Source organism: Colwellia sp. KS18-150 (assembly GCF_057551365.1).
This window is the reverse complement of record NZ_BAAJMC010000028.1, coordinates 14,537-37,635: the sequence shown is the minus strand read 5'-3', so window position 1 is coordinate 37,635 and position 23,099 is coordinate 14,537. Positions and strand designations below refer to the sequence as shown.

Genomic DNA, 23,099 nt, shown 5'->3' with positions numbered 1-23,099 from the left:
GTATCAAATCGATAAAGCGTGACCAGAGCCACGCCTATAAATTAAGTAGCGCTAGCTATTCTTTTCATGTCAGTCATGTAGCCACGAAGTTCTTTACCAATAACTTCTACGCCATGACTACGAATAGCTTCATTAACTTCAATTAAACGCGCATTATCTACATTAGTAGATGTATCTTTTAAGCCTTCACCTAACTGCTCTAATGTTAAGTTAGCAGCGTATTCTTCAAGCATAGGTACAGCTGCGTGAGTGAATAAGTAGTTACCGTATTCAGCAGTATCTGAAATTACTACGTTCATTTCGTATAATTTGTTACGTGCAATACAGTTAGCAATTAATGGCGTTTCATGTAACGACTCATAGTAAGCAGACTCTTCAATGATGCCTGAATCAACCATTGCATCAAACGCAAGCTCAACACCGGCTTTAATCATAGCAACAACAAAAATGCCTTTGTCGTAGTATTCTTGCTCAGTAATTTCAGTATCACAATCAGCAGCTAACTCAAATGATGTTTCAGCTGTTTCAGCGCGCCATGTTAATAAGTTAACATCATCATTTTTCCAATCTTCCATCATAGTTGCTGAGAAGCGACCTTCAATGATGTCATCCATATGCTTTTGAAATAAAGGACGTAAAATATCTTTTAATTCAATAGACATATCAAAGGCTTTAATTTTCGCCGGATTTGATAAACGGTCCATCATGTTAGTGATACCACCGTGCTTTAAGCCTTCGGTCGTTGTTTCTAAACCGTATTGTAATAACTTACGAGCGTAAGCAGCATCCATACCTTGAGCCACTAATTGCTTATGACCTAATACAGCAGCCGTTTGCAACATACCACAAAGAATTGTTTGCTCACCCATTAAGTCAGACTTAACTTCAGCAATGAAAGATGACTCAAGTACACCCGCTCTGTCACCACCGGTTGCTGATGCATAAGCTTTAGCAATTGCTAAACCGTTACCTTGAGGATCATTTTCTGGATGAACTGCAATAAGGGTTGGTACACCAAAACCACGTTTATATTCTTCACGAACCTCAGTACCAGGACACTTAGGTGCAACCATAACAACCGTGATATCTTCACGAATTTGCATACCTTCTTCAACAATGTTGAAACCATGTGAATAAGCTAGAGTAGAACCCTGCTTCATGTGAGGCATAACTGCAGTAACTGCAGAGGTATGTTGTTTATCAGGTGTTAAGTTTAATACTAAATCAGCTTGTGGAATTAGTTCTTCGTATGTTCCAACAGTAAAACCATTCTCTGTAGCCCACTGCCAAGATTGACGCTTTGAAGAGATAGCCGCTTCACGAAGTGCATAAGAAATATTTAAACCTGAGTCACGCATGTTTAAACCTTGGTTCAAACCTTGGGCACCACAACCAACAATGACAATGTTCCAATCTTTGATGAAATTACAGCCATCGCTGAATTCTTCACGCTTCATAAAACGACACTTGCCTAATTGGCCAAGTTTTTCACGTAAACTTAAGGTATTGAAATAGTTGCTCATGAGTTTTCCTACTGTAAATTTAAGAAATATCTAAAAAGATAAAATGTCAGCTCTTCTGACGATGAAGCCATCTTATCCTAGCCAGCATGTTGCAAAAAGTGATATATTCGCACCACAGTGTTGCGTTATTTGCAATGCACTTTTGAATTTGGCGGCCTTATGGATCAGAAATCACTTAGTATGTTTGTACACCTCAGCCAAACGCTACACTTTGGCAAAACAGCTCACGCTTTCCACATGAGTCCATCGACGTTGAGCAGAGCAATTCAACGTATTGAGCAAAGTGTCGGTAATGAATTATTGTTACGTGATAATCGCAGTGTGGTGTTAACTGATGCAGGCAAGAAGTTTCAACATTTTGCCCAGCAACAACTAGAACAATGGCAGGTTTTCAAGCAATCACTAGATAATAATCAACAAATACTAACGGGTAAATTAAGTATTTATTGCTCGGTTACGGCGGCTTACAGCCACCTACCCCCCTTGTTGGAGCGCTTTCGTCAACAACATCCTTTGGTAGAAATTATGTTAACCACTGGTGATGCTAGTGATGCCTTAGAGCAAGTACAAAACAAATCTGTAGACTTTGCGATCGCTGCAAACCCAGAGAGTTTACCACGCAGCGTTTATTTTCAACACTTAGCAATCATTCCTTTAGCGGTAATTTCCCCCACTATGGCGTGCAAAGTTCAGCAACAGTTACAGGCTGAAGTATTGAGCTGGTCTGATATTCCCATTATTTTGCCAGAGCATGGCCCAGCCCGTAAACGCTTTGAACTTTGGTATCGAAAAAAACAACAAGGAAAAGCCAATATTTACGCCACGGTTTCAGGTCATGAAGCATTGGTGAGCATGGTAGCGTTAGGCTGTGGCGTCGGTATTGTTCCGCAAGTCGTGGTCGAAAACAGTCCAGTGAGAGATAAAGTTCATTATTTGAATGATGTCGGTGAGATTGAGCCTTTTGAATTAGGGGTGTGCTGCTTAAATCAAAGCAAGGCTCAGCCTTTGATCAAAGCCTTTTTAGCAGCCATCTCTTAATATTCGATACCCGCCAACCTGATTAATTAATCCCTTTGATATTACACCGCCACAGATTGCGTTAAATGACGAAGCAATCTATCCATGGCTCGATATGACAGAGCTTCAACCAAATGGTTATGATGAATATCTTCAATCGCTTCCATATCAGCTAACGTGCGTGCTATTTTTAATATTTTGTGATGAGCTCGTGTAGATAGCCCTAACTTTTCCACGGCTAATTCAAGAAAATCATTGTCATCAATGGATAAACGACAATGATTTTTCAATTCACTGGTACCCAAATGTGCATTGGCTTTACCTTGTCGCTTTAATTGTATTGCTCGACATTGCTGAACACGCAGCTGCACTTGCTCACTATTCTCATTTTTTTCAGTGTTAGATGCCCAAGTTCCACGAGGTAAACGTGCCACCTCAATTTGAATGTCGATTCGATCTAAAAACGGTCCTGATAACCGGTTTAAATATCTCAATACTTGCTCTGGTGTACTGCGATTATCATTGTAGAATCCAGTCGGGCTAGGATTCATCGCGGCAATCAACTGAAATCTTGCAGGAAAACTTTGTTTATGCAAAGCCCGTGAAATAGTTACTTCTCCTGACTCCATAGGCTCTCGAAGTACATCTAGAACCTTACGTTCGAACTCTGGTAATTCATCTAAAAACAGCACGCCGTTATGCGCCAAAGATATTTCTCCTGGCTGTGGCTGACTGCCACCTCCCACCAAAGCGGCAGAAGATGCCGTATGATGAGGCGCTCTAAAAGGTCGGGTTAACCATGAATGGGCATTGATATTTTGATTACTTATTGATTGGATCGCCGCAGTTTCTAAAGCTTCCTTTTCCGTCATTTTTGGTAAAATTCCTGCTAGCCGACTGGCTAACATTGTTTTTCCTGTACCGGGCGGGCCAATGAAAAGTAAATTATGATTGCCACTAGCGGCAATCTCCAAAGCCCGCTTTGCTAATGGCTGTCCGATAACATCGCTAATATCTAAACCATTACTGCTCACAAATTCCTGCCAAGTTTTCTCCGCGACTAGCGGTAACAATGTCTGTCTTGCAAAATGAGGGAAGAGTTGACTTAAATGGCCTATAGCATGAATTTTTGCACTTTTTACCCAGCTCGCTTGTTCACTATTTTGATTCGGTAAAATCAAAGTACGCCCACATTCACTGCAGGCCATTGCCATGGGTATTTCTCCAATTATACTTCGTAACTCTCCCGACAGGGCTAGTTCTCCGGCAAATTCATATTGTGCTAAATCTACTTGAGGTAATTGCTCTGACGCCGCTAATATCCCAACTGCAATCGGTAAATCAAAACGGCCGCCTTCTTTGGGTAAGTCGGCAGGAGCAAGATTGATAGTGATGCGTTTGGCTGGAAATTCATAACCACAATTGATAATGGCACTACGAACTCTGTCTTTAGATTCTTTTACTGAGGTTTCAGGTAAGCCAACAATATTAAAAGCAGGCAAGCCATTTGCCAAATGAACTTCAACAGTGACCAAGGGAGATGCTAAGCCAACACGAGCACGGCTATAAATACAAGCAAGCGACATAATAATTCCATTTATTTTCTTCCATTTTTCCAAGTGTAGGAAAGTATCTATTATTATTCGAGTTTTTCACTGAATTAGTCACGAGTTCTCGTTTGTTATAACTTTTACTTCTTTACCAGCAAAAAAATACTCTAAACAAAAAGCTTGCTCAATACATTAGAGCTATGGTACTAATTAAAAAAGGATAAGTACTGCGCATAAAAATTCAAAAAATAATAATAAACTGTCAGTCTTGATTCGAGTATATTTTTAACAAGTGAACCAAACAACAATGCAAAACTTTAATTCAATTATTATTAACATTCTCGTCGTGGTGGTTATTAAAACATCTCGAGGGTTTTCGTTGAGCTAAAGAAAAGCAAAACAGAAATACAAACCCTCGCTTCGAAAGAACCGAGGGTTTTGTTTTTTTTGGAAAAAAATTAAATACAAGTTACACAACAATTTTGGAATGACCATGACTGACAACAAGCCGTTAACTGGCGGCGGATTATTATTTAAAGTACTTGAACAACATGGTGTTAATCATGTTTTCGGATACCCTGGCGGCGCAATTATGCCCATCTATGACGCCCTTTATGACAGCAATGTTCAACATTTCCTTTGCCGACATGAACAAGGCGCAGCATTTTCAGCCGTTGGCTACGCACGTGCTGCAGGTAAAGTAGGTGTTTGCATGGCAACATCTGGTCCTGGTGCTACCAACTTAATCACTGGACTTGCCGATGCAATGGCCGATTCTATCCCGATTGTTGCGATTACTGGTCAAGTGCCTACAGCTGCCATGGGTAGTGATGCCTTCCAAGAAGTAGATATTTTCGGATTATCGTTAGCCTGTACTAAACATTCTTTTCAAGTTAGTCATGTCGATGAATTAGAAAAAGTATTGCATCAAGCTTTTGAGATTGCACTTGAGGGTCGTCAAGGCCCTGTGTTAGTTGATATTCCGAAAGATGTGCAAATAGCTGCTGTTGAACAAACTTTTAAAGCAGCGCCACCACTTAAAAACAAAGTGAAGTTACCACTTGCAGACATCAGTAAAGCATTAGATTTATTAACCCATGCCAAGCAGCCAATTTTATATGTTGGTGGTGGCGTTGGTATGGCAAATGCTATTGACGAAGTCAGAGCTTTTGCTAAAGAAACAGGAATGCCATCAGTATCCACATTAAAAGGGCTAGGCGCATTAAACGCTGAAGATGAGAACTATTTAGGCATGCTTGGAATGCATGGTACTAAAGCCGCCAATTTAGCAGTTCATGATTGTGATTTACTCATTGCTGTTGGTGCACGTTTTGATGACCGTGTCACAGGTAAATTAGATCAATTTGCGCCTGATGCTAAAGTAATCCATTTTGATATCGATACTGCTGAGATCAATAAACGACGTGAAGCTGATGCGCCAATATTAGGTGACTTAAAAGAGAATTTGCCACTGCTTTCTATGTCTCTAAATATCAGTGACTGGCAAGCAAAAGTTCAACAAATGAGTAGTGATTGGGCTTGGCGTTATGACCACCCAGGAGAAAGTATATATGCTCCTGCTGTGTTGAAAGAAATTAGCGACTTAATGCCTGATAACACTTGTGTTACTACCGATGTAGGTCAACACCAAATGTGGGCTGCTCAACATATGAGTTTTGACGACCCAAGTAACTTTTTAACCAGTGGCAGTATGGGAACCATGGGCTTTGGTTTGCCTGCAGCGATTGGCGCACAAATTAGTCGTCCACATGACACTGTTATCACCGTTTCTGGCGATGGCTCTATCATGATGAATGTACAAGAATTAGCAACGATAAAACGTTATCAAATTCCAGTAAAAGTACTACTAATAGACAATGCTAAGTTAGGCATGGTTCGTCAGTGGCAAGATTTATTCTTTGAAGGACGATTAAGTGAAACTGACTTGGCCGACAATCCAGATTTTTGCATGCTAGCCCAATCATTCGATATAAAAGCAAAGCAAATCACTAAAAAAGGTGAAGTTACCGCCGCGATTAACGAAATGTTAGATCACGATGGTCCATATTTCTTACAAGTGAAGATAGATGCCAAAGATAATGTTTGGCCATTAGTACCGCCTAATAGCGCCAATAATGAAATGATGGAGAGTGCTTAGCATGAACAATTACACATTAATCATCATGACTGATGACAAACAAGTTGTCTTGGAAAGAATTTTACAAGTAACTCGTTATCGTGGCTTTTTGATCAATGGCATCACCGCCAAAGTAAATACCGGTAATAATGTCGCAACGATAGAGTTATTTGTCAGTAGTGATCGCCCTATTACGCTTTTAATCGATCAAATTAACAAACTGGTCGACATCAAGAGTGTCAAAGTAGACAATAGCGCGTCACAGCAATCTAATGCTAACGAGTGTAGTGCTTAATTCAGCATCTACCCGAAACAAATTTAACTATTTCGCTTAAGATTATGTACTAAAATTAATCGATAAGCGGCAACATTTTAGGAAAAGACAATGGCAAAAGTAAATGCAGATTTAATTTGGTTCAACGGTGAACTCATGCCGTGGAAAAATGCCACCGTTCATGTAATGAGCCACGCTTTACATTATGGCTCTTCGGTATTTGAAGGTATTCGTGCCTACAATACCCATAAGGGTACGTGTATTTTTCGCTTAGAAGAACACATTAAGCGCTTATTTGATTCTGCGAAAATCTACCGTATGGATATCCCTTTTTCTCAAGAAGAGGTAATTCAGGCCTGTAAAGATGCAGTAAACGAGAATAATTTAAAGTCAGCTTACTTACGTCCATTAGCCTTTTTAGGTGATATTGGTATGGGTTTACGTCCACCTATCGATGCACAAGCTGACATCATGATTGCCGCTTTTAGTTGGGAAGCTTATTTAGGCGCAGACGCTATCGAAAATGGTGTTGAAGTGGGTGTATCAAGTTGGAATAGATTAGCACCAAACACTATGCCAACTGCGGCCAAAGCGGGGGGTAACTACCTTTCTTCACAACTTATTTCTACTGAAGCGGCACGCCATGGTTATGCCGAAGGTGTTGCACTAGATGTAAATAATATGGTCAGTGAAGGAGCGGGTCAAAACTTGTTCCTTATTCGCAATGGCATTCTTTATACACCGCCAAGCACAGCTTCTATTTTGCAAGGTTTAACCCGTGATACGGTATTTTTCCTTGCTGAGCAATTAGGTTATGAAGTACGTGAAGAGCCTATTTCTCGCGAGTCATTATATCTTGCTGATGAATTCTTTATGTGTGGAACAGCGACTGAAGTTGTGCCAGTAAAATCAGTGGATGGTTTACCGGTAGGTAATGGTTCAAGAGGCCCTATTACCAAAGCTCTTCAAGAAGCGTTTTTTGGTATTTTTGATGGGACCACAAACATACCAGACAACTGGTTAGATCCAGTAAAATAGATAGCCTTTTAACATTAGTGCAGCGTTGGAAGTACTCACTGACTAAAGTCAGCTCCGTGCTTCCGCCTTGCTCTAGTGTCAAAATTCTAACCTATTTAATAACAGCAACTGATATGAAACTATAATTCTATTTTAAAAGCGCCTTAATTAAGGTGTTTTCAAAATAATATTTACCACAGAATTTCAAACGGAACACTACTATGCCTAAATTAAGATCAGCAACTTCTACTCAAGGCCGTAACATGGCTGGCGCTCGCGCTTTATGGCGTGCAACGGGCATGACTGATGGCGACTTCGGTAAGCCAATTGTTGCCGTGGTTAATTCATTCACGCAATTTGTTCCCGGTCATGTTCATTTAAAAGACATGGGCCAATTAGTGGCGGGAGCTATTGAAGAAGCTGGTGGTGTAGCCAAAGAATTTAATACCATTGCGGTTGATGACGGTATTGCTATGGGTCATAGCGGTATGCTTTATAGCTTACCTTCTCGTGACTTAATCGCTGATTCTGTAGAGTACATGGTCAATGCCCATTGTGCTGATGCTATGGTGTGTATTTCAAACTGTGACAAAATTACTCCAGGTATGTTGATGGCGGCTATGCGCCTTAATATCCCTGTAATTTTTGTATCAGGTGGCCCAATGGAAGCGGGCAAGACTAAACTTTCTGAGCAAATTATCAAACTTGATTTGGTTGATGCCATGATACAAGGCGCTGATCCGAAAGTATCTGATGAACAAAGTGACCAAGTAGAGCGCTCAGCCTGTCCTACCTGTGGGTCATGTTCAGGTATGTTTACCGCTAATTCAATGAACTGTTTAGCTGAAGCGTTAGGGTTAGCTTTACCGGGTAACGGTTCAATGTTAGCCACTCATGCTGACCGTGAAGAGCTATTCTTAAAAGCAGGCCGTGAAATTGTAAATTTAACTAAGCGTTACTATCAAGACAACGATGAATCAGCATTGCCGCGCAATATTGCTAGCAAAGAAGCATTCGCCAATGCCATGTGTTTAGATATCGCTATGGGTGGCTCTACTAACACCATATTGCATTTACTCGCCACAGCACAAGAAGCTGAAATAGATTACACCATGACTGATATGGATAAGTTATCACGCATTGTGCCACAGCTATGTAAAGTGGCGCCATCAACGCCAGATTATCATATGGAAGATGTCCATCGCGCCGGTGGTGTTATCGCAATTTTAGGTGAATTAGCCCGCGCCAATCTATTAACCACGGATGTACCTAATGTTCTAGGCACCACCTTAGCCGATGTCATCGCAAAATATGACATCAAGGTAACAGATAATGAAGACGTTAAAAAATTCTACCGTGCTGGCCCTGCAGGCATTCGTACCACTAAAGCGTTCAGTCAAGATTGTCGTTGGGATACACTAGACGATGACAGAGAAAATGGCTGTATCCGTAATATTGACAATGCCTTTTCAACAGAAGGTGGTTTAGCCGTATTAACGGGTAATATTGCTGTTGACGGTTGTGTTGTTAAAACTGCCGGTGTTTCTGACGATAATTTAGTCTTTACCGGTCCTGCCCATATTTTTGAAAGCCAAGATGACGCGGTAGCCGGTATTTTAGACGGTAAAGTCGTTGCTGGTGAAGTAGTCGTTATTCGCTACGAGGGTCCTAAAGGCGGCCCTGGCATGCAAGAAATGCTTTATCCAACAACCTATTTAAAATCAATGGGCTTAGGTAAAGCCTGTGCGCTATTAACCGATGGCCGCTTCTCTGGTGGTACATCTGGGTTATCTATTGGTCATGTGTCTCCTGAGGCGGCAAGTGGTGGTGTTATTGCGCTTGTAGAGCAAGGGGATATTATTCACATTGATATTCCAACTCGTGAAATTACCTTACAAGTTAGTGAAGATGAATTAACAGCACGTAAAGCCGCAATGGATGCAAAAGGTAAAGATGGCTGGCAACCAAAAGATCGTGTTCGCCCAGTTAGTTATGCATTAAAAAATTATGCTATGTTAGCCACCAGTGCAGATAAAGGTGCAGTGCGTAACCGTGACTTACTTGATGGCATAACTGAGAAGTAAATTATTATATTGCAGGGCTTATGTTCATGTGATTTAACCGCACATTGCATAAGCTCACTTAGCAAGTATAAGTATCAATCCTCACCTAGCAAAATAGGTACCCCGTGACCGAAACACAATTACTAACACAACAAGCAGAGCAGCTAGAGTATTTAAGACGTATATTGCTCGCCCCTGTTTACGATATTGCCGTTGAAACAGAGCTCACGCCATTAACTAAATTATCAACACGTTTACAAAATCAAATTTATTTAAAACGTGAAGATCAACAGCCGGTACATTCTTTTAAGCTTCGTGGCGCGTACAATAAGTTAGCTAACTTAAGTGAAGAAGAGTGCATACACGGTGTAATAGCCGCATCTGCTGGCAACCATGCTCAAGGCTTAGCTTTAGCTGCCAATAAGCTTGGTATTCACGCCACGATAGTCATGCCTAAAACCACACCAGATATCAAAGTGGATAATGTTCGTCGCTTCGGTGGTGAAGTACGCTTAGTTGGTAATAGTTTTAATGAAGCTCAGGCAGCTTCCATCGAGTATGCTAACGCTGAAAGTAAAACCTTAATCCACCCTTTTGATGATGACGATGTTATTGTCGGTCAAGGTACTGTAGCTAAAGAACTACTGCAACAGCAACCAAATGCGGATGTGGTTTTTATTCCTGTTGGTGGTGGTGGCTTATTAGCGGGAATGGCAGTTTACTTAAAGCAGCTTAGTCCAAATACCAAAGTGATTGGCGTTGAAGCACAAGATTCTGCTTGTTTAAAAGCCGCTCTAGATGCTGGCAAACCGGTAGATTTATCCCAAGTAGGCTTATTTGCTGACGGTGTTGCAGTAAAACGTATTGGCGAACGCACTTTTAATTTAATACAACGCTATTGTGATGAAGTGATTACCGTATCTACGGATGAAATTTGCGCTTCAATCAAAGATATTTTTGAACAAACTCGTGTTATTGCTGAGCCTGCTGGCGCGTTATCTTTAGCAGGGCTGCAAAAGTATTGTGCAAACAATAACGTACAAGAACAATCACTGGTGGCCATACTCTCTGGCGCGAATATGAATTTTCACTCATTACGCTATGTCTCAGAACGTTGTGAGTTAGGTGAGAAAAAAGAAGCGGTATTAGCGGTAACCATCCCTGAAGAAAAAGGCAGTTTCAAACGCTTTTGCCAAACAATAGGCAATAGAGCAATCACTGAGTTTAACTATCGTTATGTAGGCAAGGAAACGGCTAACATCTTCGTCGGCGTACGATTAAGTGGCAGCATTGAAGAAAGAGAACAGTTACTTATCGAGTTAGCAAGTGCTAACTATCAGGTAAATGATTTTACTGATAATGAACTAGCTAAATTGCATGTCCGTTATATGATTGGCGGTAAGAATAATACTGAAAACAAGCAGGAAAGATTATTTAGTTTTGAGTTTCCTGAACATCCTGGTGCTTTAGAGAAATTTCTTGAAGCCATGGGTGAGCTATTCAATATCACTTTATTTCACTATCGAAACCACGGTGCTGCTTTCGGACAGGTATTAGCAGGATTTGAAATAAGCCCTGATAAAGAAGCTGAATTTTTTACTCACTTAGATGCCCTAGGTTATCAATTTGAAGAGGCAACCGATAACCTCGCTTACCAAGCGTTTTTAAATTAATTATTTCAGTAATTTATATGAATAACCAAAAGCCTTTGACATATTATGTCAAAGGCTTTATTTTTACTAAAGACAAAAAGATATCGCCAACACTTAGCAATATAAAAAAGGACTTTATCATGTGGCACGATCTCACTCGTATTCAAAAGATAGTTTTTACTTTACTGATGGCGGCGCTCGTCCCCTTTATGCCTGAATTAATATTGATGGCAGAAATAGGCGGAATGGAATTTATTTTTGCTTTTTTAGTACTTTACTACAAACCAACGCTCACTTGGCTTGCAAGTAAATGGTTTGTCATTAAAACAAAGTATCGATTAGCGATATACTCGTTTAACGCAAGTGCATTTACTCAACCTAAAGTGTATTTTACCCAAGTTATATTTTATAGTTTTGCAATACTAGTTACGGGCTCAATGGTGTATTCATCAATATTCTTCTTACCGGCATTCTTTATGAATGTATACCCCGTTTAAGGTCTTAAAATGCCACTGAAATTTATAGTTATTATCATATTTTTTATTAATATTTCTGCCTGCTCCTCATCACCCACTTCACAGGTATCTACCGATACCAGGGACTGTAACGCCATCAGCTACGGAGATAAGAATATTGACACTCAATCGATTGATAGCCTTTTCGATAAATGTATGGCGGATAGAAAAAACAAAAGAGATGAAGAGCATGACGATGAAGTAAAACGGCAATGGTTTGAGTTTTTCATTACTTTATTTGATGGTGATAACACTATTAACAATTAAAATTGCTTATTCTTAATTGAAATCTTGTACTTCATAAGCTGAGAATAAGTCAAAAACATAAGTTTAAAGCAGAAAACAACGCAAATATTACATTCTATGCCATAGTTACTAGTTGGAGGGCCAATTATAATGCCAAGTAGCCGCTATCATGAATAATAATATCCGCACAATTATCGAAGCGGTATCAAATAGTTATGGTGATGAATTTTTTAATGCCATCACTCTAGCCCTAGACGATGTAATTGCCGCTGATTATACCTTTATCGCAATACTTGATACTGATAAATTGCTGTCCAAAACTATTGCTCTTGTTTCAAAAGGTAGCATATCAGATAATTTTGAATACTCATTAGAAAATACACCTTGCGCGAATGTTGCCGATAATTCAGTTTGTTATTATCGAGATAATGTTTGTGCCCTATTCCCCAAAGATCAACTGCTCGTTGATATGAAAATAGAAGCTTATCTCGGTACTCCCTTGCTAGATTCAAAACAAAACATCATGGGAATTATTGTCGCCTTATATGAACAACCTTTAGAAGATGATGAAGAGGTAGTGACATTATTTCAAGTGTTTTCAGGGCGTATTGCTGCTGAACTAGAGCGAAGAAATTATGAAGCTTCCCTTGAAGAAAAAGTGTTATCTCGTACGTTAGAACTTTCAGCAACCGTTGAACAATTACAACAAGCACAACAACAATTGGTTGAATCAGAGAAAATGGCGGCTCTAGGAGGTTTAGTCGCTGGCATTTCTCATGAAGTAAATACCCCCTTAGGTATTGCCATTACAACGCACAGTATTATTACTGATGAACATAAGCAGTTAACAAATAAAATAGCTAGCCAGCAATTAAGCATGAAAGATATGGAGCATTATTGTCATGCGGTAGACGAAGCACTATCCATGCAAGGGAGTAATTTAACACGTGCTAAAAAATTAATTGAGGACTTTAAAAAAACTGCCGCCGATCAACACCACTTAGAAATAGAGACTATCAATATAAAAGAGTACTACCTGAGAATTGTATCGACACTGAACTCAGTATTGAAAACTAAAAAAGCTTCACTAGACATAGTCGCAGATGACAATATAAATTTCGCAACATACCCCGGTGTTCATGCACAAATCCTAACCAATTTAATTACTAACAGTGTACGCCATGGCTTTAATAATATTGATGATAATCATATTGTCATAAACATTTCTCAACAAAATGATTTAATTAAAGTAGCCTATCAAGATAATGGCATTGGCTTGTCACCAGAAGTGCAAAAACACATTTTTGACCCCTTTTACACTACGGCTAAAAAAAAGGGTGGTGTTGGTTTAGGGATGTCGATTGTGTGTAACTTAATTACTCAAAAGCTCAATGGTGAAATATCAATTGATACTGATCACGCAGGTGCAAAATTTAATTACCAATTTAAAATCTAGCATTTTAGCAACCATGCCAACTGATTTGATCGGTGACAGAATCAGTACCGATTAAATCATACTCATCAAATGATTTCCTTTGCCGTAAATACATTTGCAAAAATATAAAGTAAATAACACTATTAATTGCAAACTCTATAGAACAAAGTTGATCTTAATCAACTAACAAAAACCAACAAATACTATATATTGTGTCAACAACAAAAATAAACACAACATATAGACATGAAAATTTTCAATACTCTTCCGCCAACGATTGTTTTCCAAGAAGTTCCTAACGAGATCAGTTTGTGCTTTAGCATTACTGGCTGCAAACTCGGCTGCGTAGGCTGTCATAGCACAGAGCTGTGGAATGAAAAATACGGCACTCCTCTAACAAACAAATCCTTTATTGCTTGGCTTAAAAAGTACCACGGTCTTGTCAGCTGCATCTTGTTCTTTGGCGGTGAGTGGCATCAAAGTGAACTTATTGAAAAATTACTTATTGCCCAAAATTCTGGTCTAAAAACATGCTTATATTCTGGGGAAAAACATATAGACATAAACATAACTCAACACCTTAACTTTTTGAAAACAGGTGCATGGCAAGCCAACCTGGGTGGCTTAGAAAGCACAAATACAAACCAAGTATTTCGAAATGTTATTAGCGGTGAAAAACTCAACCACCTCTTTATAAAAAATCAAAACACCAACCCCCCTAAAGGAGTCAACAATGTTACGGCTTAGTGAACAACAAATAGATAATAAAAAGAATTTCATCCATGAATACTTCTTAGCACAAAATGCTGCTGACGGTTCAAAAATGGATGCTAACGCTAATGTTAGTCATAAAAATATAGCCACATTAGAAGCTGAGCTTCTTAAAGATTGTTTTGTTCAAATTAATCGAGGTTTGGTTCAAGATAAAATTCGTGACATTTTTAACAACGATTTAGCCGATGAGTACCTAAGACAAATTGAAGATCATGAAATCTATGTGCATGATGAGACTAGCTTAAAACCTTACTGTACTTCCATTAGTATGTATCCATTCTTACTCGATGGTTTAACCAAGCTGGGTGGCGAGTCTAAAGCACCAAAACATCTAGAGTCTTTTTGTGGCTCTTTTGTTAACCTCATTTTTGCTATTTCTGCACAATTTGCAGGCGCCGTTGCGACCGTAGAGTTTTTAACTTATTTCGATTACTTTGCTCGTCTTGAATATGGCGATGAATACTTAAACTCCCATAAGTTTGCAATAGAGAATCACTTACAGCATGTAGTCTATGCAATTAACCAACCTGCTGCAGCCCGTGGCTATCAAAGTGTCTTTTGGAATATTTCATTATTTGACCAGCACTATTTTGAATCTATGTTTGGTGAGTTTGTTTTCCCAGACTTTACTAAACCAAATTGGAAAACTGTCGAATCTTTACAACAATTTTTCTTAACATGGTTAAACCAAGAGCGTGAGAAATCAGTATTAACATTTCCTGTGGTTACCGCGGCCATGTTAACTGAAAATGGTCAATGTAAAGATCAAGATTTTGCCCTACAGTTAGCCGAGCAAAAATCGGCAGGTAATTCATTTTTCATCTATTTATCCGACAGCGCCGATTCACTCGCTTCATGTTGCCGATTGCGCAATGAGATTTCCGACAACACTTTCTCATACACGCTAGGAGCGGGTGGCGTGGCAACGGGTTCAATTAATGTTATTACCTTAAACATGAATCGCTTGGTGCAAGACGGGCGTGATTTGCAAACAGAGATAGAAAAAATTCAAAAATACCAAGTAGCCTATCGTGAATTAATGGAAGAATATAAACAGCAAGGGGCATTATCTGTTTACGATGCTGGTTTTATTTCCCTCGACAAACAATTTCTGACTATTGGCATTAATGGCATGGCAGAAGCCGCTGAATTCTCAAATATTACGGTTGGTAATAATCAAGCCTATAAAGATTTTGTTAGTAGTAAACTTAAGATAATATACCAAGCAAACCAAGCTGCCAAAAAACGATATGGCTACATGTTTAACACTGAGTTTGTACCTGCTGAAAACTTAGGGATTAAAAACGCCAAATGGGATCGAAAAGATGGCTATCAAGTTAATCGAGACTGTTATAACTCTTACTTTTACTTAGTTGAAGACAATGACACCAATCATTTAGATAAATTTGTATTGCATGGCCAAGAAATAACTCGCTACCTTGATGGTGGCTCAGCCTTACACTTAAACCTTGATGAGGCACTATCAAGCCAAGCCTATTTAAAGTTATTCAATGTCGCTGCAGCCACTGGCTGCAACTATTTTTGCACCAATATTAAAATTACTATTTGCAATGCTTGTGAAGCGATTGATAAACGCACACTTGAGCAGTGTGCACATTGTGGCAGTATTGATATTGATCATGGCACTCGCGTTATCGGTTATTTAAAGCGAGTCACAGCTTTCAGCCAAGGTCGGCAAAAGGAACATGCTTTGCGTCATTACCACAGATAATCAGGATAATGACGGCAGCTAAGTTCCATTCTTAGACTAGGGTCTGTAGATCTTAATTTACTTCACCATAAGTATGGTTACTTTGTTAGCCATACTTTCATCATCTAAGCGACCATAGCGCATAATAAAGTCTTCTTTACCGTCATGATTAATATCATGGTGTTCAAATAAAGCGCCATTTTTAGGTAGTGGAAGTTCATGTTTGCTGGCTTTTCGGTTAAACAGTCTAGCGCTATTTTGACCTAGAAATATGTCAATTTTTTCTTCATCTGCAGATAGGATCAAATCCTCTAATTCATCACCATTAACGTCTGTTAATAATACTATCGGCTGACCACTTTGCCCTGAGGTTAAGCTAAAGCTTAATTCGACTTCTTTGCTAATAAAGGCTTCATCTTCATAAATATCATCTTCATTCAACGAAAATAGCAGCACATTCTGATCAATTCCTCCTGATAATAACGCACCAATAATATTACTAACGCTTAACTCAAAAGAAGAAAGTAGTACTTCAAACTTATTGTCATTATTCACATCAATAATTTTTAACCCCGTTAAAGTACCGTCCGCCTCTATAGTTGTGTCGGCGATTTTCGGGAATTCAAGTTGACCATTTTTGTTGTGAAAACCTAAGTAGAACTCATAATTGTTTGTTCTGTCTAATACCCCTGAGCTTTGCGTGAACCGAACAATAACATCAACTAAACCATCTCCATTGATATCTTTTATTTGTTCCACAACTCTGTGTACTAAATTACTTTGGTCTAAACTTTGGCCATCCGCTTCTCTGATCTGCCACCAATTCAAACCATAAATCTCATTATTTAAGGTAAGTGTTTCTGGCTCTGAAGAGTATTCACCGTGTTTAAGCTGACTGAAAAAGTTAATTGTACCTTGAGATATCCAAGCAATATCTTGTTGGGAGTCGCTATTAAGATCGGCTAGAAATAGCTTTGTCGGTTTAAAGTTAACACTTTCACGACTAAGCTCAGCTTGGCTATTTACTGGAATAGATTGATAGCTAAATGTGGATTTATCCTGAGCCGCTAACCAAATATTAGTTTGCTGAAAGTCAGCTAGAATAATGTCATCTAGGCCATCTTTATTCACATCTTGAATAAAGTCTTTTTTGATAATAAAGCTAGATTCATCAAGTAAAAATATCGAGTTAACTTGTTGTTTATGCTGTATAACAAGGCCGGATTCAACTTCGGTACTTGTATTTAAATGATTGACATAATGAAGAGTAGCCACTTCATTTTTAGCCAGAAAATATAAGCCTTGTTCATTCTCGCTAACATCAAAGGCAAAATATTTTTCTTCTAGTTGCAATTTATCTAATAATAAAAAGCGATTCGTTTTTTCATGAAAAACATACACAGCTAACCAGGTTTGTTGTTGCTCATCTTCACCGATGATCACAAGTTCATCGGCGGGGTACTGCTCAGTTGTTACAACATCAACAATCATAACCGGTAGACTGACCTTAAAAGGCGCAGTAATTTGATAATTTTCAAACGCGACTTTAGTGCCAACTAATTGGCTACTTTTTGCCAAAATTGATGAGCTAAAGATGGTTACTAAACTTAATAGTAAACACCAAGATAATCGATAGAGCATAACATTCCTTTTTATATTTTTAATCTAGCTAACTTTACCTCGATTTCACCAATAACTAACTACTTGAAATTGTAAGTAGATATTTATTATACAAAACAGAAGTTATTCAATAATAGGCGTTACTTTATAAGCACAACGCCTTGCCCCTTCAATAATATGCTCTTCTCTTGTTACTAGCGCATCATCTTGAAGTAAGCTTTGAAATAGCTGTAGTTCACTTCGACAAAAATTTACGCATTTAGTTGCAGCCGCGCAAATAGGACAGTGATTTTCTAACAGCCAAAAATGTTCGCCCTCTTTAGCGACCGTCGCCATATAGCCCTCGCTAGTTCGAACTTTTGCTAACATATTTAGCTTTTCTTCGACACCAAATCTATCTGCTAGCGCTAATCTGTATATACGCATCGACGATTCTTCTCTATTGGCAATAAGCTTATCTAAGCCATCATCACCAAAAACGGCAATAACGGAATCAATTAACTGCACGCTTAACTCATCATGACGATCGGCAAAGTGGCTATTGGTTTTATCTGTGAGTGACCAATAACGAGTCGGTCTACCTCGAGGTGCTTTTTCATCTTTATATATCACTTCACCTGACTCCTCCAAAGCCAGCATATGTTGACGAACGCCCATGGTAGTCAAGCCTAGCTCACTGGCTAGTACTTTGGCCGTCAATGGGCCATGAGTTTTTAGCAACTCAATAATTTTGTCATGAGTTTTCATTACTAATCCTGTTTAGCAGGTATTTAATGCCTCTATTATCGCCCATAACAGCATTAAGTAAACTTTTTAATTTATTTTATATGCTGCTTACTATTGACAATATTAAGTAAAGAGATTACTTTACTTAATATTAAATAAATAAAAATATTTACATAAGGCGAATTTATGAAATTAGTTATTATCAGTGGTAGCCAGCGACAACAATCCCAGAGCGCTAAAGTCGCTCAATTCATTGCTGAAACAGCAAGAGATTATCAAAGCATTGTCCATTTCGAGCTTTGTCAATTTAATCTACCTTTATGGGATGGTGAGCAAGACAGTAAATTACCCGCATCTAGCGACTGGACAATTATCAATGAACATTTACACAGTGCCGACGCCTTAATTATTATCACACCTGAGTGGGGCGGAATGGCTACCCCAATAGTAAAAAACTTTTTACTTATGTGCGCTAGTCAAGATACGGCACATAAACCTGCGCTTCTCATTTCTGTCGTTAACGGTATTAGTGGTGCCTACCCCATCGCGGAATTACGCATGAATGCTTTCAAAAATAATAAATTAGTCGCTATACCCGATCACCTAATCATTAGAAATGTTGAAGATGTTTTAAACCCTTGTGTAGAAACGACTACTTCTCGAAATAAACGTGATGTTCAAATAAGACAGCGGATCAATTACAGCCTTCATACCTTACATAAGTACAGCAAGGCACTAAAAAAATTACGAACAGAATTGATTAACCAACCTTTTGAAAACGAAGAACAATATGCCTATGGCATGTAACCCAAATACTCAATTAAGGAGAGTAAAATGATTACTTTAGAACATGTAAATTTAGTAGTTAGTGATATAGAGAAAACGTTAACTTTTTATCAAGCGGCGTTCCCCCATTGGCAGGTAAGAGGGGGTGGTCAAGGAAAGTGGTATGGTAAACCTCGAAACTGGATACATTTTGGCGATGATTATCAATATTTAGCTTTTAATGATGATGGAGTAGGTGAAAACCGTGATTTAACCGGTCATCAAATTGGTTTAGCGCATTTTGCCTTTGTGACAGCTGATATTAACAGTGTGATAGAACGTTTATTAGCGGCAGGATTCCCAATAGATAAAGCCGGCGCTGAAGATAAGTATCGTTCAAATGTTTACTTTATTGACCCCAATGGTTACGAAGTTGAGTTTGTGCAATACCACAGTGATTTACCGGCCTTAAGAAATCGATATGAGTAAGATGAATAATCAATCCTACTCATATCAAGTTGATATGCTAATTTAGGGCTAACTTTTCCGTTTCTAATGGTGCAGAAACAAAATAGTAGCCCTTTTGCACTTCTGATTTTTTACATTCGTGACTACGCTTTTTAGAGCCTAAAACCTTTGCTTTGCGACAAACTAAGTTTTGCGCTTTAACACCGTATTTGTTGATATACGTATCACCTTCTAAACGAATATTTTCTAAATGCTCAGCAGGTAATTTTTCATCTAACATCTGTAACGGTTTTTTCCATTGGTTATTTTTTTGTTCATTTGCCACTTTCAGCCAAGCATAGCTTTTAGTAAGATCTTGCTCAGTTCCTTGGCCGTTTAAGTACATAGTGCCTACTATATATTGAGCTCTTTTTTCACCATGTTTTGCCATTGCCTCTAATGCAGGCAAAGCTAATTGATAATTTTCTGATTGATAGTGTACAAAAGCATCGCGCAATTGATCTTTATAGTCATTTACTTTTATTAATTGCTCACTCTCTACGGCAAAAGTGTTTAGCGATAATGTCAACATTGCAAAACCTAACAACCCTGTAAATTTTTTCATATGTTACTCTCAGTTATACTTAACCTGCTTTAATTAAGGTAATTGTAAGTAAAAAAGCTGTTTACAGGCTTTTCTAATTGTAAATAGGTATACAAATTGTAAGTAAACTGAAACAACTCCCATTAGATAACAATTAATACACACTACATTCAATAACTTAGTTTGTTTGTTGTTTTTAAAATTATCAGAAATAAATTTACAAACTTTACAGCGCTAATTAACCGCTTTAAAATTTAACAAGTTAACAGCCTACTACTCAGCTATATTGCTAATGGATTACTATGCGCAAAATTTACCTCGTGTTACTCATACTCTTATTTTCTGGTTGTGCCACTTTAGGTGTGATGGAGTATGACAAGCTGTATGGTAAATCAAGTGTTGAAAATCGTATGCAAGCACCTACGATTACCAAACAGCAAGCTATTCACTTTACTGAGCATGTACAGCCAATTATTGAAAACCGCTGTGTTGTTTGTCACGGCTGCTTCGATGCTCCTTGTCAGTTGAAATTAGAAAGTCGTGCCGGTTTAGAGCGAGGGGCGAGCAAAGAAAAAGTATACAATGGTGAGCGATTATTAACTGCGCGTGTAAATACCAGTTTAAGTACCCAGACCAAACTCGATAGCGATGCCTTAACTGAAATGAGACAACAAGGCTTTTTCAGTGTGCTAAACGAGCGCCAACAAGAGCCCTTGGCAAATAAAAATGCCGGCTTAATGCATCAAATGTTACAACTTAAAAAGCAACATCCATTACCTGAAACGCCTTTACTTGACGACAGTTTTGATCTCGCTTTGGACAGAAACCAACAATGCCCCACCATAGAAGAATTTGAAAAATACAAAGCCAACTACCCTCTAGCAGGCATGCCTTACGCACTTCCCGCGTTAAATAATGAACAACACCAAACACTCACAACTTGGATAGAAAATGGTGCATTATTGCCTGAAGCACCAGCAACGAGTCCTGATGATGTAGTGATTATTAACCAATGGGAGGCGTGGTTAAATAGTGCAACAAAGAAACAGCAATTAGTTTCTCGCTACCTTTATGAGCACTTATATCTCGCTAATTTATATTTTCAGCAACCTACCGATAATTATTTTAAATTAGTCAGATCCTCAACTCCACCCGGAGAGCCTATTACCATAATTAATAGCCGACGACCATTTGATGCACCTTATCCTAGAGCTAAAGCAACTAAAGGGTCACCTCGCGTATTTTATCGCTTAGTTAAAAACAACAATACTATTATCGCTAAACGGTATATGCCTTACCGCTTTGATCTAGCTAAGAAAACTTATTTGCATGAATTGTTTATTGAGCCTAATTATCAAGTAACTGAATTACCCGATTACCAATTGCAAACTTCAGCAAATCCATTTATTACTTTTAGCGCAATTCCAGCTAAGTTTCGTTACCGCTTTCTATTAGAGCAAGCACAGTTCTCGATCATGAATTTCATCAAGGGACCAGTATGTCGAGGACAGGTGGCGTTGAATGTTATTGAAGATCACTTCTGGGTACTTTTCACTGATCCTAGTTATATAGATAACTACCACAGTGAAGGCTTTATTGAAGATAACTCTGAATTATTACAATTACCCGCAAGCACCAGTGACAAGACATTATCTTTACTTTATTGGCGTTCATACGCTAGCAGACAGCAGGATTATCTTAAAAACAAGCTTCATTTTATGAAAGAAATAGGCTTTAACCAAAATGATATAGATCTTGATCTAATATGGCCTGGCAACGGTAATCCAAATGCCACCTTAACGGTATTTCGCCATTTTGATAGTGCCACAGTCGAGCAAGGATTTATTGGTCAAACGCCCAAAACCGCATGGCTGATTACTTATCCATTATTAGAGCGCATTCATTATTTACTAGTTGCCGGCTTTGATGTTTATGGCAATGTTGGTCATCAATTGAAAACGCGTTTATATATGGATTTTTTACGAATGGAAGCTGAAAGTAATTTCATTGCTTTTTTACCAAAAAATAAACGTCGTAGTATCCACGAATATTGGTATAGAGATACCAGTGACACAGTCAAAGATTATATTTTTTCAGACGATTATGAACAAATTCCTGAAACAAATATCCAGTATAAAACTGAGCAACCGCAACAAGAGTTACTCAATTTAATCGCTAATCATACCCAAAATGCAGGCATCAATAATTTCAACTTGAGCAATCAAGAAATGAGTATTAATGACTATAAATTACAACGGCTAAATAATATGAAAGGATTAGGCGTTGCTGTGTTACCACAAGTAAGTTATTTGATGGTAACAGGAGATAAAGGTGATGTTGTTTATAGTCTTATCAATAACAGCGCACACAGTAATGTTGCACACTTATTTTCAGAAGATAAGCGACGTATCCCCGAAGAAGACTACTTAACAGTTACTGCAGGAATAGTCGGCACTTACCCTAATGCTTTTTTCATGGTTTCAGAAGCTGAACTTGGTGAATTTGTTAGTGCCGTAGAGTTAACTAAAACAGAAGCAGACTATCGTCAATTAAAAGATAGGTTTGCTATTCGCCGTACCCACCAAGACTTTTGGGCTTTCGCTGATAGGTTACATAGCTGGTATAAAGTAAACCAAGCAGACGCAGCTGGCTTACTGGACTTTAATCGCCTAGAAAACCGCTAGCAAGATAGCATTACATTGATAAACACTGATCCCGATCAAATACCTGAGTTATTCGCTCGGGTATTATTATCTAACCTGAGCTAGGCCTAACACATGTTTCTCTAACAGCTAGAGATTATGGATAATATTTTGTCATTCAAATTGAACGACTTAATAACCTCTTAAACCGAGTTCAGGTTAATCAAATTAATTTTAGTTTATTGGAGATGATTATGGGTTGTTGTGGTGGATGTGGTGGTGAAAACCATCAAGAGAAAAAAGAACAAGAGCAATCAGAAGAGCAAAAAGTTGAAGACAAAGAAAGCTAGCGTCTCTTTGAAAAAGTGGCCTCATTAAATG

Annotated in this window: 19 protein-coding genes; 14 read left to right on the top strand and 5 right to left on the bottom strand. The window is 38.5% G+C overall.

Annotated elements, in window-relative coordinates; all coding sequences use genetic code 11:
* Positions 1-41: 41 nt before the first annotated feature.
* The gene (gene ilvC, locus AC27IF_RS18935) at positions 42-1,523 is read right to left on the bottom strand and encodes a ketol-acid reductoisomerase (protein ID WP_487055916.1); all 1,482 of its coding nucleotides are present in this window, start codon (positions 1,521-1,523) and stop codon (positions 42-44) included.
* Positions 1,524-1,682: 159 nt separating this feature from the next.
* On the opposite strand from ilvC, the gene ilvY reads away from it, so the two are divergent.
* Positions 1,683-2,561 carry an HTH-type transcriptional activator IlvY gene (gene ilvY / locus AC27IF_RS18930; RefSeq protein WP_487055915.1) on the top strand — a complete coding sequence of 293 codons (879 nt, stop codon included), beginning with the start codon at positions 1,683-1,685 and terminating at the stop codon, positions 2,559-2,561.
* A gap of 41 nt (positions 2,562-2,602) precedes the next feature.
* Here ilvY and AC27IF_RS18925 read toward each other — a convergent pair whose 3' ends face one another.
* Positions 2,603-4,126: a YifB family Mg chelatase-like AAA ATPase gene (locus AC27IF_RS18925; protein WP_487055914.1), complete on the bottom strand. Its 1,524-nt coding sequence runs from the start codon at positions 4,124-4,126 to the stop codon at positions 2,603-2,605.
* A gap of 457 nt (positions 4,127-4,583) precedes the next feature.
* On the opposite strand from AC27IF_RS18925, the gene ilvG reads away from it, so the two are divergent.
* The 10 genes from ilvG (at position 4,584) to nrdD (ending at position 15,935) form a co-directional block, all read left to right on the top strand.
* Entirely contained in the window at positions 4,584-6,248 is a 1,665-nt protein-coding gene (gene ilvG / locus AC27IF_RS18920) for an acetolactate synthase 2 catalytic subunit (RefSeq protein WP_487055913.1), read from the top strand.
* A 1-nt stretch (position 6,249) separates the two neighbouring features.
* Positions 6,250-6,522, top strand: a complete 273-nt coding sequence (gene ilvM, locus AC27IF_RS18915) for an acetolactate synthase 2 small subunit (RefSeq protein ID WP_487055912.1) — start codon at positions 6,250-6,252, stop codon at positions 6,520-6,522.
* 90 nt (positions 6,523-6,612) lie between these two features.
* Positions 6,613-7,539, top strand: a complete 927-nt coding sequence (locus tag AC27IF_RS18910; RefSeq protein ID WP_487055911.1) for a branched-chain amino acid transaminase — start codon at positions 6,613-6,615, stop codon at positions 7,537-7,539.
* Between the two features lie 200 nt (positions 7,540-7,739).
* On the top strand, positions 7,740-9,602 hold the full coding sequence (gene ilvD / locus AC27IF_RS18905; protein WP_487055910.1) for a dihydroxy-acid dehydratase: 1,863 nt from the start codon (positions 7,740-7,742) through the stop codon (positions 9,600-9,602).
* Between the two features lie 104 nt (positions 9,603-9,706).
* Positions 9,707-11,254 (top strand): threonine ammonia-lyase, biosynthetic, encoded by a 1,548-nt coding sequence (gene ilvA / locus AC27IF_RS18900; RefSeq protein ID WP_487055909.1) that lies wholly within the window; start codon positions 9,707-9,709, stop codon positions 11,252-11,254.
* A gap of 119 nt (positions 11,255-11,373) precedes the next feature.
* A complete protein-coding gene (locus tag AC27IF_RS18895; RefSeq protein ID WP_487055908.1) occupies positions 11,374-11,730 on the top strand; it encodes a hypothetical protein in 357 nt (118 codons plus the stop codon).
* 9 nt (positions 11,731-11,739) lie between these two features.
* Positions 11,740-12,015 (top strand): hypothetical protein, encoded by a 276-nt coding sequence (locus AC27IF_RS18890; RefSeq protein WP_487055907.1) that lies wholly within the window; start codon positions 11,740-11,742, stop codon positions 12,013-12,015.
* Positions 12,016-12,163: 148 nt separating this feature from the next.
* Positions 12,164-13,450 (top strand): sensor histidine kinase, encoded by a 1,287-nt coding sequence (locus AC27IF_RS18885; protein ID WP_487055906.1) that lies wholly within the window; start codon positions 12,164-12,166, stop codon positions 13,448-13,450.
* A 225-nt stretch (positions 13,451-13,675) separates the two neighbouring features.
* Complete coding sequence (nrdG, locus tag AC27IF_RS18880; RefSeq protein ID WP_487055905.1) at positions 13,676-14,176, top strand: anaerobic ribonucleoside-triphosphate reductase activating protein; 501 nt, start codon at positions 13,676-13,678, stop codon at positions 14,174-14,176.
* Entirely contained in the window at positions 14,163-15,935 is a 1,773-nt protein-coding gene (gene nrdD, locus AC27IF_RS18875) for an anaerobic ribonucleoside-triphosphate reductase (RefSeq protein WP_487055904.1), read from the top strand. Before nrdG ends, nrdD begins: the two co-directional genes overlap by 14 nt.
* 57 nt (positions 15,936-15,992) lie before the next feature.
* On the opposite strand, the gene AC27IF_RS18870 is transcribed toward nrdD, so the two are convergent.
* Entirely contained in the window at positions 15,993-17,555 is a 1,563-nt protein-coding gene (locus AC27IF_RS18870) for an FG-GAP repeat domain-containing protein (RefSeq protein ID WP_487055903.1), read from the bottom strand.
* 102 nt (positions 17,556-17,657) lie between these two features.
* On the bottom strand, positions 17,658-18,281 hold the full coding sequence (locus AC27IF_RS18865) for a helix-turn-helix transcriptional regulator (RefSeq protein ID WP_487055902.1): 624 nt from the start codon (positions 18,279-18,281) through the stop codon (positions 17,658-17,660).
* Between the two features lie 165 nt (positions 18,282-18,446).
* On the opposite strand from AC27IF_RS18865, the gene AC27IF_RS18860 reads away from it, so the two are divergent.
* Positions 18,447-19,067, top strand: a complete 621-nt coding sequence (locus AC27IF_RS18860) for an NAD(P)H-dependent oxidoreductase (protein ID WP_487055901.1) — start codon at positions 18,447-18,449, stop codon at positions 19,065-19,067.
* Between the two features lie 27 nt (positions 19,068-19,094).
* The gene (locus tag AC27IF_RS18855; RefSeq protein ID WP_487055900.1) at positions 19,095-19,514 is read left to right on the top strand and encodes a VOC family protein; all 420 of its coding nucleotides are present in this window, start codon (positions 19,095-19,097) and stop codon (positions 19,512-19,514) included.
* Positions 19,515-19,551: 37 nt separating this feature from the next.
* Here AC27IF_RS18855 and AC27IF_RS18850 read toward each other — a convergent pair whose 3' ends face one another.
* The gene (locus tag AC27IF_RS18850) at positions 19,552-20,097 is read right to left on the bottom strand and encodes a hypothetical protein (RefSeq protein ID WP_487055899.1); all 546 of its coding nucleotides are present in this window, start codon (positions 20,095-20,097) and stop codon (positions 19,552-19,554) included.
* 281 nt (positions 20,098-20,378) lie between these two features.
* Here AC27IF_RS18850 and AC27IF_RS18845 point away from each other — a divergent pair, with 281 nt between their 5' ends.
* On the top strand, positions 20,379-22,760 hold the full coding sequence (locus AC27IF_RS18845) for a fatty acid cis/trans isomerase (RefSeq protein WP_487055898.1): 2,382 nt from the start codon (positions 20,379-20,381) through the stop codon (positions 22,758-22,760).
* Positions 22,761-23,099 lie beyond the last annotated feature (339 nt).

Excerpts from the sequence above, each read along its gene's own strand:
- ilvC (WP_487055916.1), bottom strand. The coding sequence starts at position 1,523 with ATGAGCAACTATTTCAATACCTTAAGTTTACGTGAAAAACTTGGCCAA.
- ilvY (WP_487055915.1), top strand. The coding sequence starts at position 1,683 with ATGGATCAGAAATCACTTAGTATGTTTGTACACCTCAGCCAAACGCTA.
- AC27IF_RS18925 (WP_487055914.1), bottom strand. The coding sequence starts at position 4,126 with ATGTCGCTTGCTTGTATTTATAGCCGTGCTCGTGTTGGCTTAGCATCT.
- ilvG (WP_487055913.1), top strand. The coding sequence starts at position 4,584 with ATGACTGACAACAAGCCGTTAACTGGCGGCGGATTATTATTTAAAGTA.
- ilvM (WP_487055912.1), top strand. The coding sequence starts at position 6,250 with ATGAACAATTACACATTAATCATCATGACTGATGACAAACAAGTTGTC.
- AC27IF_RS18910 (WP_487055911.1), top strand. The coding sequence starts at position 6,613 with ATGGCAAAAGTAAATGCAGATTTAATTTGGTTCAACGGTGAACTCATG.
- ilvD (WP_487055910.1), top strand. The coding sequence starts at position 7,740 with ATGCCTAAATTAAGATCAGCAACTTCTACTCAAGGCCGTAACATGGCT.
- AC27IF_RS18895 (WP_487055908.1), top strand. The coding sequence starts at position 11,374 with ATGTGGCACGATCTCACTCGTATTCAAAAGATAGTTTTTACTTTACTG.
- AC27IF_RS18890 (WP_487055907.1), top strand. The coding sequence starts at position 11,740 with ATGCCACTGAAATTTATAGTTATTATCATATTTTTTATTAATATTTCT.
- AC27IF_RS18885 (WP_487055906.1), top strand. The coding sequence starts at position 12,164 with ATGAATAATAATATCCGCACAATTATCGAAGCGGTATCAAATAGTTAT.
- nrdG (WP_487055905.1), top strand. The coding sequence starts at position 13,676 with ATGAAAATTTTCAATACTCTTCCGCCAACGATTGTTTTCCAAGAAGTT.
- nrdD (WP_487055904.1), top strand. The coding sequence starts at position 14,163 with ATGTTACGGCTTAGTGAACAACAAATAGATAATAAAAAGAATTTCATC.
- AC27IF_RS18870 (WP_487055903.1), bottom strand. The coding sequence starts at position 17,555 with ATGCTCTATCGATTATCTTGGTGTTTACTATTAAGTTTAGTAACCATC.
- AC27IF_RS18865 (WP_487055902.1), bottom strand. The coding sequence starts at position 18,281 with ATGAAAACTCATGACAAAATTATTGAGTTGCTAAAAACTCATGGCCCA.
- AC27IF_RS18860 (WP_487055901.1), top strand. The coding sequence starts at position 18,447 with ATGAAATTAGTTATTATCAGTGGTAGCCAGCGACAACAATCCCAGAGC.
- AC27IF_RS18855 (WP_487055900.1), top strand. The coding sequence starts at position 19,095 with ATGATTACTTTAGAACATGTAAATTTAGTAGTTAGTGATATAGAGAAA.
- AC27IF_RS18850 (WP_487055899.1), bottom strand. The coding sequence starts at position 20,097 with ATGAAAAAATTTACAGGGTTGTTAGGTTTTGCAATGTTGACATTATCG.
- AC27IF_RS18845 (WP_487055898.1), top strand. The coding sequence starts at position 20,379 with ATGCGCAAAATTTACCTCGTGTTACTCATACTCTTATTTTCTGGTTGT.